At 38.2% G+C, this 12,058-nt stretch carries 9 protein-coding genes; 3 read left to right on the forward strand and 6 right to left on the reverse strand.

Annotated features, from left to right (window positions below):
- Position 1: 1 nt before the first annotated feature.
- The 4 genes from NGC85_RS09650 to NGC85_RS09665 all read right to left on the reverse strand — a co-directional run bounded on the left by NGC85_RS09650 (position 2) and on the right by NGC85_RS09665 (position 8,011).
- Complete coding sequence (locus NGC85_RS09650; protein WP_254730614.1) at positions 2-2,806, reverse strand: T6SS effector BTH_I2691 family protein; 2,805 nt, start codon at positions 2,804-2,806, stop codon at positions 2-4.
- On the reverse strand, positions 2,799-3,725 hold the full coding sequence (locus tag NGC85_RS09655) for a hypothetical protein (protein WP_254730615.1): 927 nt from the start codon (positions 3,723-3,725) through the stop codon (positions 2,799-2,801). Before NGC85_RS09655 ends, NGC85_RS09650 begins: the two co-directional genes overlap by 8 nt.
- Position 3,726: 1 nt before the next feature.
- Positions 3,727-6,330, reverse strand: coding sequence for a type VI secretion system Vgr family protein (locus NGC85_RS09660; RefSeq protein ID WP_254730618.1), 2,604 nt, complete (start codon positions 6,328-6,330; stop codon positions 3,727-3,729).
- A 175-nt stretch (positions 6,331-6,505) separates the two neighbouring features.
- Positions 6,506-8,011, reverse strand: a complete 1,506-nt coding sequence (locus tag NGC85_RS09665) for an NAD(P)H-hydrate dehydratase (protein WP_254730621.1) — start codon at positions 8,009-8,011, stop codon at positions 6,506-6,508.
- A gap of 23 nt (positions 8,012-8,034) precedes the next feature.
- Between NGC85_RS09665 and queG the strand changes: the two genes are divergently transcribed.
- Together queG and bioB are read left to right on the forward strand one after the other, a co-directional pair.
- Positions 8,035-9,147: a tRNA epoxyqueuosine(34) reductase QueG gene (queG, locus tag NGC85_RS09670; protein ID WP_254730624.1), complete on the forward strand. Its 1,113-nt coding sequence runs from the start codon at positions 8,035-8,037 to the stop codon at positions 9,145-9,147.
- 79 nt (positions 9,148-9,226) lie between these two features.
- Positions 9,227-10,216, forward strand: a complete 990-nt coding sequence (gene bioB, locus NGC85_RS09675) for a biotin synthase BioB (RefSeq protein ID WP_005053487.1) — start codon at positions 9,227-9,229, stop codon at positions 10,214-10,216.
- Between the two features lie 48 nt (positions 10,217-10,264).
- On the opposite strand, the gene NGC85_RS09680 is transcribed toward bioB, so the two are convergent.
- The gene (locus NGC85_RS09680; protein ID WP_039909357.1) at positions 10,265-10,477 is read right to left on the reverse strand and encodes a hypothetical protein; all 213 of its coding nucleotides are present in this window, start codon (positions 10,475-10,477) and stop codon (positions 10,265-10,267) included.
- Positions 10,478-10,611: 134 nt separating this feature from the next.
- On the reverse strand, positions 10,612-10,959 hold the full coding sequence (locus NGC85_RS09685; protein WP_005058566.1) for a hypothetical protein: 348 nt from the start codon (positions 10,957-10,959) through the stop codon (positions 10,612-10,614).
- A gap of 489 nt (positions 10,960-11,448) precedes the next feature.
- Between NGC85_RS09685 and NGC85_RS09690 the strand changes: the two genes are divergently transcribed.
- On the forward strand, positions 11,449-11,982 hold the full coding sequence (locus tag NGC85_RS09690) for a fimbrial protein (protein ID WP_254730627.1): 534 nt from the start codon (positions 11,449-11,451) through the stop codon (positions 11,980-11,982).
- The last annotated feature ends 76 nt before the right edge of the window (positions 11,983-12,058 follow it).

Genomic DNA, 12,058 nt, shown 5'->3' on the forward strand with positions numbered 1-12,058 from the left:
CTCACGCTCCAATAACATCTACGAATGCTTGGTTAAAAACTTCTAACTCTTTTGCTTCATTCTCAAAATTCACGGCTTTGATACCAAAGGCTGATTTTTTACACCAATCCTCAAGTGCGTTATCAGAAAAATAAGCCTTATAAATAATCTCAATTGCCGTTAAACCTAAAATAACTAGATTTATTCGTGCTAACCAAAGCACGCTACCTAGAAATGCAAGTAAACGGTAAACTCCAGAACCAATTAATTTGCCAGTAAAACGTAACATCGTAGGTCTTTTGGCTACATCCGCTATTTTTTGTAGAAAATCCAGCGAAATTTTGGTATAACCTAATGCTAATCCGGTATACATCAAAGCTCGTGATGCATAAATAAGTGCTAAAAATCTATCTTCGGAAGAATTATCTTTCATTTGTCTAAAATCATAAAATGCAAAAACAGCACTCCCAACAATTGCAAAACTATTGGCAGCAAACTTAATCATATTATGTGAAGCACTTTTAGTTGTTGCAGTAACAACGCCAACCAATTCCAAACTGGCAGTGATTAAACCACATGCTCCTCCCCATATTTGCAGCTTCTGATCTAAAGTTGTCATTGGTTTGCTGAGCTGGAACATTAAATTAATTGCTTCGAGTGCCATGACAAAAGAAGCAACCCGTGCAGTTCCTTTGTTTTTGCTGTCATTTAAAATTGAATCTAAAGTTGCATTGCTGACCTTCGGATCTCGCCGCTGCGGATCTAGTCCCGGAGTTGCAAACAACATCAGTGAATGCAAATTTACACCTTTACTAAATACACCCGTACGAGCATATAAAAAGCAGCAAATTTGTGTGGCAATTAAACGGTCGAGACTGGTACTTCTGGCTTTTTGTGCTGCTACACGAATAAACTCTGCGCTCCAACGCCCTACACGACCCACAAAAGTCTTATCAAAATCGGGCATATAATGCTTGTTGGAATTATTAGATGCCCATTCATCCCATGCCGCATCTAAAGCAGCAATAGTAACAATCAACTGCTTATAGGTACTCTGGCCTGTTGTCCAATCGGTATAATTTACAACAGATGCAAAGAAGCTTTGTGTACCCTCATTATAATAATCAATAGCAGATTTCTGGTTATAAAGAACTGCTCGCATAAACACATTATCAGGCTCGACTTTACGCTTGGTAATCCAACCATCCATCTGAGTCGCACCTGCCTTTGTTACACCTGTACCAGCAACGGCCTGCATCATGTATTCATAAAAGACAAAGCCACTTATTTTATCTTCTGGGTCAAAGGCGTGTAACTCTTGTACTAATTGAGACGATTTCAGCCAAATCAAATGATCAGCACCCACCACATTTGCGTTGTCCATTCCACTTTTAGTCTTTGTAGCAACATTCGATTTAAATGTCTGCATCTCATCATATTTGACTAAAGGCTTATATTTATTCTCCCACTGATTCATTGCAAAAGCAGTATTGCTTTCAATCTTTGCCTTTTCCAGTGCTTTTGCCTTCTGTTGAGCGATTTCCTTTTGCTGTTCATAAGCCTGTTTAGCAGAGCTTGGCGGAGTCATACCATATTGTGCAAAATAATCCTTACGCGTTTTTTCAGTAATTTTATAATGTTCTGGATTTTTTCTTTTCATCTCCTCCATAACTCTATTGTGCAACTGAAAATTCCGTTCGCTATAAGGTTGATTCAATTGGGCATCGATTGATTTCATATCAACATTTTTAGTGTGTTCTGCCCAATTTTTTGCACTTTGTAAGGCTTTTCTTTTTAAGCCTTCTTCAATCGATTCAATTAAAGGAATGCTATTAAAGCGCTGCTGATTACTAATACCATCTTTATAGGTATTCATAAATTTTGTTAATTCAATAAATTGATCATTTCTTCTTTCATTTAGATCAATTGCAATTCCCAAAGCATCATAAATAGCAACGCCACATACGGCTTTTGGAAACTGGGCAAATTTACCTGAAATTTTTTGCTTTCTGGTTTGATTGGCCTTACCAAATTTCGCAAAATTAGGTGTAGGGACATGGCGATCAAAAATTTGCTGGTTATAACAAAAGTTTGATTTTTGCCCTCCTCGCCAAGCATTTAAATCAATCTTCTGCCATTTCTTTTCATTGGCATAACTAACACGATTTGCTTGGTAGAGTTTTAATCTTGCTTGTGTAAGAAATCCCTTTGAAAAAAGAAGATAGGCTGTTTTTGCCTTTGACTTCTGAAAAGGCGCAAGACAAATCATTGAGCTATTTGCAAAGTGTTTTTCATTGGTACAACCATAAGGCGTGGGTGCACAATTCGGGTCAAAAATATTCTTGAGCTTTGCTAGAAATCCTTCTTCATTGACACGATACCCTAACCATCTGGTTGCTCCATTCTCATACTCAACAAAGGCATATAAATAACCTGTATTTAAATATTTTAATGTGTACTTCGAATAAGCAATGGTTTTATCACCTACATAACTATTCAAGTGCGCAGGTAGAGAAACCGCTTGGGTATCTGCTTTCTTAGCGATAGCATAGCGTGTGGGAAATAGAAAAAAACTATCATCTTCTGCGTGACAAAATGGGCAATCCTTTTTTTGCTCATTTACCCCTTCTGAAGAAAGCTGTTTTACTGCAATTGCTTTGGGTGCGCCTTTAGATTGATTGGCAGGTAATTCAGCTTTCTTTTGTTCAATCTTGGCTAAATCGTATTTTTTAAGATTCTGCCCCCAAGAGACAGTTTTATTTGCTTGATTGTTTTGTGCATTCTGTAAATAAGGGGGAAGTTTTTTAGTTGAATTTTTATTATCCATTTACACGATCTCTTTCTAAAAGATTGACTTGCAAAGTTGAATCAGTATTGAGCTTTTCAAGTATTTGCTCATAATCTTCTCTATGCCATAAAGCTTTAATGTCTGCATGCTCAGTCAAATTTGAACCGACTTTATAGAACCAATATACAAGCTCACTCATCACATTAAACTCAACATTGGCTGAATTACCTTTAATCAAAATCAGGTGTTCATAGGTCAACATAGGCTCGATTTGATTTGACGGAATATTTTTATTCACTAGATATTTATTAATGCTGTTCACGTCTTCACACATCATTAAAAAATCAATGACCTGTTTTGGAAAAATATTATTAAATTTAATCATATAGGCTATAGGTGCTTTGGTGAAAATCCCCTTAGGGTGGATATAATCCCAAATTTTATAATCCGCCAAATAATGATGATAAAGAACCTCAGGCGCCATATTTTGAAAAACATACTGAACCCGAGGATCAAACCAACGTAGAACAAAGGCTTGAGCAGAGCCTTCTGACTTAGCAATTAAATTTTTTTGAAATTTGATTTTTAAACCATCTAATGAATGTTCACTATATCCCCAACCACAAATAATCTGACGTGTGGATGTATAAGCCAGTTGTTCTAACAATATTTCGACAATCTTAGGTGCATATTCATAGAATCTAAGATCATTTTTAAGTCGTAGCAGAGCAAGCGGCTGTTTTGCTTCCCGTGTAATCGGCTTAGCGATAAAAACTTTTTCTACCGAAATGAGGGGATCAAAATCATCAATAATTTCACTAAAAAAATCAGGCTCAACAGTCCGATCTATAATGAAATCTATGGCTCGGTTCTCTTTATAAATGTGCTCAAATCTAAATAGCAATAAATCTTCATCAACTGCTTCAATCGGTGTATCTAATTTAAATAAATCTGACATTTTATATCTCAACCAATGCAGCACCATTGGTCGCTGCTGAGTGCTGTTTCGCAGAACAGTCGGGTAAATCAATCGCAGGTACACTCACCGATGCGGCGCCCACAAACAAATGCTGCCCTGCCTTCACCTCAAACTTGCCACCCGTCGTTAGCAAAATACCTGAACCATTAATCTTGATCTGAGAACCGCCGGCAGTAATCACAATCTCTTTTGGACTGGTGATTTCAATTCGGTCTTCTGTCGAAATAATCTGGATGCCTTGCTTGGCTAATAGGTCCATTCCATCAGCCTGTGCCAACATCTCAAACTTACCTTTTGCCGCAACTTGCTTAATGCCATTCTGTGCTGCAAACAGGCTTACCTTAGCACTTGCATGTGCGATCAGATTCTTTTGGGTGCTTAAGTTGATACTGTCACCTGCAAACTGATTAATTTGTCCATCCGCAGATAAATGAATATCTTCATTAGTACTCAGGCCAATCCCAGCGGGTGAGCTAAGCAACAGCATTGCTTTATTAAACTTAGCAATATCAGCTTCAATTTCTTCAGCAAAAGCTTTCAATTGCTCAATCGATTCAATCTCATCCGTTTGCTGATTCTTGGCAACTTCGCTCAGCGCCTTGGCGTTGCTTTGGTTACCCTCTAGCTGCTGTTTAGCAACTTGGGCATCAAGATGGTCGCCTTGGGCTTGATCCTGTTTCTGCGTAGAAATGAGTAAACCTTCCCCTGCACGTACTGCACCCCATTGATCGGTACGCAGTTCAAAGCCCTCACCTCTATCTTCACTTTCTGCTTGGTCTTTTGGGTGACTCAGTTTGCCGAGATTGAGTTGGCTAACAGCATGACTACTTTGCAGTTGCGCGCTGATTTGACCCGTCGTGTCATCAAAACGCAATTGATTAAAGCCTTCGCCTTGAACTTCTTTGGATTTGATTCCTGCTAGTTTTTTGGTATCAGGTAATTTGCCTGCATTGTCAAATTTGGTTGGGCTACGATATCCCTCATGAATCCGTCCTGTGACAAATGGACGATCGATATTGCCATCAAAGAAGTCTATCACCACAAGTTCATCTATACGTGGCAAGAATCGTGCGCCATAGCCTTCTCCTGCCCACGGTGTAAGTACATCCACCCATGCTGAATCGGTGTCGTTGTTATTTGCACCTGCACCACCATCATGACTATGGTCTTCATTTCTTGTGAATAGAAATCTTACTTTTATCCTACCCCATTCATCCACATGGATTTCCTCACCGCTTGGCCCAACCACTTTGGCGCGTTGTGGTGAAGCTGCTGGACGATGTTGTAGCGGATTAAATTCAGGAACGGTTTTGATATTGCGACGTTGTAGTGTCAGTTGATTGGCTTGCCGTTCTTCATTATTGGCTTGGGTCGGCTGCCAATTGCTTTGCGCTAATAGTTGATCAATCTGTTGGCTTAAATCTTTGGGCAAGTTGTTTTGGTTATAGAAGTTTTTGCCTGTGATCAGAAATTCTTTGTCTGCACCATCGTGTTGATCTATTTCAGGGTGTTCTGCCAGTTCAAACCAATAACCGACATGACTATCTCGCACGGTAGTCTGAGCTATAAATTGTTTGGATTGTAAGTCGTAGTATTGGCTCAGAGTCTGATTAATTTTTTCAATTTGAGCATTGCCTGATTGAGTTGATCCATCTTCATCATTCAAGTCTTGCATCCAAGCTGGTGAGAAATGCCATGCCTGTTCTAAACCGAGGCTGGCATTGTCATGTTGTTCACTGTGTTGATGCGTGCTCTGCACACTGCCTGCACCTTCTTCTTGTTCTAAGGCATCGGCTTGCCAGCGTTGTACATGAACTGAACTCGGCTGTAGTGTGCGTTGTCCGATTAAGCTGGTCATGCTGTCGTATTGTTCGGTGGCACTGCTGCGGTGGTAGCGAATCTGTCTTCGTTCGAGTGCTTGGTATTGGCTATTGTCATCGATGAGTCGAAGTTTTTGTGCTTGGATAGCAGCGCTGCTGAGTGCAACAATTCGCTCGGCTTCATCGATTAGCCAATTGATACCTTCGCTGCGCATTAATCGGGTCAGAAAGTCATAGTCGCTTTCATTGGCTTGCATGATGAATGGGCGGACATCGTAGTCTTGGCTGAGACCACTTAAATCTAAAGTGAGACTTGATGCAAACAATGAGCTTTTTTGTTGCCACTCTTTGAAGATGATTTCCACTACATCAGGCACACTTTTATTCATAAATACGCGGCTGTTACGGCGTTGTTTCCATAGTGTGGTGGGGTCTTCGAGCGTGAGTTTATATAAAGTTAAGCTGCCGTCGGATTGTCCTTGTAGGGCTTGGGTGATGATGCCTGTGACACGAGTCAACTGACCTTGATCGGTCACTGTATCTATCGCAACCTGACTACCAATGAATTGTTTTAATGGAATCGTGGCATTGGTGGATAGACAGATCAGTTCTGCTTTAAAGCCTTCATTGAGGTGATGTTGGCCATCGATACGTTGTAAAAAGATTTGTGTATTTAATTTTTGATTAGAAAACTGGATATGAATGGCACGTTTTTGTGCGCCAAGCCCTAAACTCTCTAAAGCTTGAAATATATTATTGAACATCTTTTTTTGAATATTGGCTTAAATTTCGCGCATTCTATAAACACCAGACAACCCTGTCTAGATCGTTCGTGTTATCGATTAGTTATCAAAACGTACAATACCTCCTCAAATACTTGAAAAATACGTCGTCCTTCAAAATTAGAAATCAATAACCAACTCATAAATATTTAACTATCTAATTCTTATTTACTACCTGATAAATCACGTTGCTCATTTCATGCGCTTGCAAACCTCTCATGCCGTTTTCAGCCAGTAAATCACCCGCTTTTGCATGTAAGCTGACAATTTGATGTAAAGCAATTTGTTGATGTAACTGAGCTTTTAAACTGGCAATCATTCCTGCTAACACATCACCCATGCCTCCGGTTCCCATGCCAGCATTGCCTTGCGAACAGATCCATAAATGATTATCCAAAGTTAAACTTCCAGCACCTTTCAAAATCCATTTTGCTGAATATTTTTCTTTAAGCTTATAAATCGCTGCAATTCGATCCTGCTCAATATCTGCTGCTGTACAACCCAACAATGTTGCAGCCTCACCTGAATGTGGTGTTGCATAAATATGATTGTTTAATTGTTGCGGATGTTTAGCCAAAAACCAAAGTCCATCAGCATCGAGTACAATTTCTAAATGTGAATTCTGATCCAGATACTCAAACCATTTTAAATATATTGATTCAGCCCATTCATCGCGTCCTAATCCCATACCAAAACAAACAGCATTGACTTGTGTTAATAGATTTTGAATAGCCTCTTGATCTAGAACATTAATATCTCGAACCATAATATTAGGTGAACGCGATAAAATTGCTTGATGATGTTTAGCATGGCAAACCACTGTAACTTTGCCAGCGCCAGCATGAAAAGCTGCTTCAGCAGACATAATGACTGCACCCCCCATATCTGCATGCCCACCCACGACGAGAACATGTCCATAATTTCCTTTATGACCAAAAGCTAAGCGTTTAGGTAGAGCAATTTCTTGTGGTGATAAATAAGCAATCGGTGTTAATGCTGAATCAGTAGGAATAAGGCTAACTAGATCGAGTATTCCAACATATTCTTTACCTTGACCTGTAAACAATCCTGTCTTGTATCCTAATATAGTAAAAGTCTGATCTGCTTGAATAGCGCACGGTAAAGCTTGTCCCGTATTGGCATGTAATCCACTCGGAATATCAATCGAGACTTTAAATCCTGTTTGTCTATTAAAAAGTTGGATGATATTTTGCCACTTTTGATCAAGCTTTCGGTTTAAACCTATGCCAAATAAAGCATCGATATAGCAGTCAAATATTGGTAAATCTTGTTGGATTTCATGTTCAGTCAATAAATAATCAATAGTTTGAATATCAACTTGTTGGCTTTGTGCATACTTAAATGCTTGTTGTAAATCACAAGATTGACCTAGTTCAGTTGCAAAAACCGTTACTTTATAGCCCTGCTGCTTTAAAAATGCTGCAATAAAATAGCCATCACCAGCATTATTACCTTGCCCACACCAAACTGCGATATTCTGAATTTTCTTTAATAGAAACTGTTCATTTAATCGCTGAGATATTGTCCAAGCCGCTTGCTGCATTAATCCCAAAGATGAATTGTGCTGAGCAAACCAACGACGCTCCCATGCTTGTATACTTTGACTGTCATAAACTGGACTATGGTAAACTGAACGTTGCATGGTTTTCTCCTTATTATTGGTTTATGGCTTCCACTCCTTCATCTCAAAAGATTGAGATTCAACAGCTTGATCCCCAACAGCTTAAAACATGGATCAAAGCACAAGCTTTGGACTTGGGCTTTTCTGATTGTGTCATTGCTAAACCAGATGCTCAAGATCAAATGCCACGTTTTAAAGAATATTTGGAACGTGGTTACCATGCAGATATGCACTATTTAGAGGAAAATCTAGAAAAGCGAGCTGATCCAACCTTACTTGTTCCAGGTACAAAAAGCATCATCTGTGTGCGAATGAACTATCTTGTGGCATCACCCAAGCCCCGTTATGTACCATTTGAACCAAATTCAGCCATTATCGCACGCTATGCGCGAGGCCGTGATTACCATAAAGTGATGCGCGGACGACTCAAAACCTTAGCCATTCGAATTAAAGAAAAAGTGGGCGATTTTGAGTCACGTCCTTTTGCTGATTCAGCACCTATTTTTGAAAAATCTTTGGCTGAAAGTGCTGGCATGGGGTGGACTGGAAAACATACATTACTCATCCATAAAAAATCAGGATCCTTTTTTGTTTTAGGTGAATTATTTACATCGCTTGATCTTCCTTTTGATCAGCCTGCAACAGCACATTGTGGCTCTTGTACAGCTTGTATTGATATATGCCCAACTCAAGCGATCGTTGAACCTTATATGTTAGATGCAAGAAAATGTATTGCGTATCTAACCATTGAATATAAAGGTATTATTCCAGAAGAATTACGTGCTGGCATAGGAAATCGAATTTTTGGTTGTGATGATTGTCAGTTAATTTGTCCTTGGAATGGTTTTGCTAAAACGGCAACAATTCCTGACTTTGATCCTAGACACGGTTTAGACAACATTCTTTTATTAGATATTTGGCAATGGGATGAGGCAACATTTTTAGCCAATACAGAAGGTAGCCCAATACGACGCACAGGCTATCAATCATTTAAACGTAATATTGCAATCGGGCTTGGAAATGCGCCATACTCAGATGAAATCATAGCCAAATTGCAAGAAGCAAAAACTTGGCACGATGAGATTGTAAATGTTCATATTGATTGGGCAATTCAACAACAAATGCAGCAATCAAATGTTCACCAAATAGAAAAATGATGTTTTTTGCCCTATGGCTTTGGCACGATTTCTGTATGATTAATCTCAATCTTTGTAATCAATTATCATGGATATAACAATGACCCTACGTAATGACTGGACTCGTGACGAAATCCAAGCTTTGTACGACCAACCTTTTTTAGACTTAGTATTTCAAGCACAAGGTGTTCATCGTCAACATTTCCAAGCAAATACGATTCAGGTCAGTACACTTCTTTCAATTAAAACGGGTAAATGTCCTGAAGACTGCAAGTATTGCTCCCAATCTGCACGCTATGACTCAAAACTAGAAGCCGAAAAGCGTATTGCTGTTGACAAGGTAATTCGTGAAGCTCTTTCTGCAAAAGAATCTGGTTCTTCTCGTTTTTGTATGGGCGCAGCATGGCGTAACCCACATGAGCGTGATATGCCATACGTGCTTGAAATGGTTCGTGAGGTTAAAGCATTAGGCTTAGAGACCTGTATGACACTTGGTATGCTAAATCAATCTCAAGCAGAGCGATTAAAAGATGCTGGTTTAGATTATTACAACCACAATCTTGATACCTCTCGCGAATACTATTCGCATATTATCAGTACACGTACTTTTGATGATCGTCTTGATACATTGGATCATGTGCGTCAAGCGGGTATGAAAGTATGTAGTGGTGGTATTGTTGGTTTAGGTGAAAGCCGTAATGACCGTATAGGTTTATTGCATGAACTTGCAACGATGCCAGTACATCCTGAATCTGTACCAATTAATATGCTTGTACCGATTGAAGGAACACCACTTGCAGAAGTAGAAAAGCTTGATGTGACAGAGTGGATTCGTACCATTGCTGTAGCACGTATTATCATGCCACACAGCTATATTCGCTTATCTGCTGGACGTGAATCTCTCAGTGATTCTGATCAAGCCCTCGCATTTATGGCTGGAGCAAATTCATTATTCTCTGGTGATAAGCTCCTCACCACTCCAAATGCAGGCGAAGGTAAAGATCAAATTTTATTTGAAAAATTAGGTTTAACCGCAGAAAAACCGAAACCTACAGTTTCAGAGCTCTCTATAGATGCCATGAGTGCATAAATCAAAAAGCCTTGTCGTCTGACAAGGCTTTTTTAGATCTGTCCATAATTAAATAGAAGTCACTAAAATTCCATATTTTGCGTTTAAAAACATTCCTACACGAATGATATCGACACCAGCGGCATGTGTTACTGATAATTCTTGGGTATGCACATCAAAATGAAACGAATCAAAAATATCTTGATGCTGCATAAGCCATAAAATTGTATCGGCAGTAGATTCGTCTACAGTGTATGTTTCTAAATTAAAATCTTTAGCCATATAGATCTTCTTTGTACATCAAGATATGTTTATCATAACCAATAGAACAGGTTTAAACAGCATAAAAAAACACTTAGTCAAAGGAGATTGATGACTAAGTGTATAAACGAGGAACTGAAATTTCCGAGTTTTAATTAAGCCGCTTGCGGACTAACAATTGTTTGACCCGCTTTTAAACTTTCAACCGCTTTAGTATTAAATTCTAAATTAAGCACGTGATTATCTAAGTGCACATGATAAGAACGAATTAATGACTGCTGCCCTTCATCAGTTTCAAGTACATATTCATCAGCAATATTTAAAATACCTTCTAAATTAGTCGTACTTGAAGCGCGGTCATGTCCAAATAAATCATAGATGGTTTGTAGATTAAAACTTGTTTCATGTTCATAAGAATGCGTTTTAAGATGGTCTTCTAAGAACAATACAAATTTATGTGCAAAAAAATAGTAATTCGGTTTATGGGTATAAAGCATGTTCATTGAAAGCTCCTTAAGTTAGGATGATTTTTCATCTAATCATGACTAAAACAGTAAGAATTTAACCTTAAAAAATTCTTAAAAGAAGTTTGGCGTTTTTGTAACCATGTTAATTTTGAAAAAAATGTCAGACCTAATAGGCAAAAAAAGTCACAATTTTGTGAACTGTCATAAAAAATTAATAAAAAAGTTAGCTATTTTGTATAAAAAATAAACAAACGGTGCATCATCACTTACAAAAACAATCCTAAGATCAACAAATATTTGTGTAAAATTCACATAATCAAGAAAACTTTAAAAGCAAAAATAAACAATAAACAATGAGTTAAATTTAATCTGCTTAAGAATATTTTAAGAAATATTAAAATTGTGATGGAGTTTGCATTTTTTTCAAATAACTGGTATATTTCGCACATTACTTGTTCAGCGCAAAAAAATATCTGGAAAAGTAATTTAATTCAAACTTTTAGCTGATGTATTCGAGAAATTATTATGAAAAAACTTGCTTTGATCGCTACTCTTTCAGTTGTTGGTATTGCAAATGCTCAAGCTGCTGATGGTACGATTACGATTAATGGTTTAGTAACTGACAAAACTTGTGACATTTCTAATCCAACAGGCAAAGATATTATTGTAACTCTTCCAACTGTATCTAAACAAACTCTTGCTAATGCAGGTGATGTTGCTGGTCGTACACCATTTCAAATTAACCTAAAAAACTGTTCTGAAGGTAAAGTTGCTACTTACTTCGAACCAGGTGCTACAGTTGACTTTAATACTGGTCGTTTACTTAACCAAAACGCTGCTGGTGCTAAAAATGTTAACGTTCAATTATTAGGTAGCAATAACTTATTTATTCCTGTACGTGCAGCTGGTTCAAATGGTGCTCAAGAGAACTCTCAATGGGCTGATGTTACAGCAACTGGTACTGCTGACCTTAACTACTATGCTGAATACTATGCAACTGGCGCTTCTACTGCTGGTCAAGTAAATACTTCAGTTCAGTACACAATCATTTATCAATAATCTTTGATAAATCTCTGCGAGTTTTTATGCACTTAAAAACTCGCAGTTTTCAATAAAAAAACATGCAACTGTAGAG

It is taken from the genome of Acinetobacter sp. Z1 (assembly GCF_024296945.1).
Lineage (GTDB): Bacteria > Pseudomonadota > Gammaproteobacteria > Pseudomonadales > Moraxellaceae > Acinetobacter > Acinetobacter beijerinckii.

What these genes read in the sequence shown, in the direction of transcription:
- NGC85_RS09650 (WP_254730614.1), bottom strand. Translation starts at nt 2,806, where the DNA reads ATGGATAATAAAAATTCAACTAAAAAACTTCCCCCTTATTTACAGAAT.
- NGC85_RS09655 (WP_254730615.1), bottom strand. Translation starts at nt 3,725, where the DNA reads ATGTCAGATTTATTTAAATTAGATACACCGATTGAAGCAGTTGATGAA.
- NGC85_RS09660 (WP_254730618.1), bottom strand. Translation starts at nt 6,330, where the DNA reads ATGTTCAATAATATATTTCAAGCTTTAGAGAGTTTAGGGCTTGGCGCA.
- NGC85_RS09665 (WP_254730621.1), bottom strand. Translation starts at nt 8,011, where the DNA reads ATGCAACGTTCAGTTTACCATAGTCCAGTTTATGACAGTCAAAGTATA.
- queG (WP_254730624.1), top strand. Translation starts at nt 8,035, where the DNA reads ATGGCTTCCACTCCTTCATCTCAAAAGATTGAGATTCAACAGCTTGAT.
- bioB (WP_005053487.1), top strand. Translation starts at nt 9,227, where the DNA reads ATGACCCTACGTAATGACTGGACTCGTGACGAAATCCAAGCTTTGTAC.
- NGC85_RS09680 (WP_039909357.1), bottom strand. Translation starts at nt 10,477, where the DNA reads ATGGCTAAAGATTTTAATTTAGAAACATACACTGTAGACGAATCTACT.
- NGC85_RS09685 (WP_005058566.1), bottom strand. Translation starts at nt 10,959, where the DNA reads ATGAACATGCTTTATACCCATAAACCGAATTACTATTTTTTTGCACAT.
- NGC85_RS09690 (WP_254730627.1), top strand. Translation starts at nt 11,449, where the DNA reads ATGAAAAAACTTGCTTTGATCGCTACTCTTTCAGTTGTTGGTATTGCA.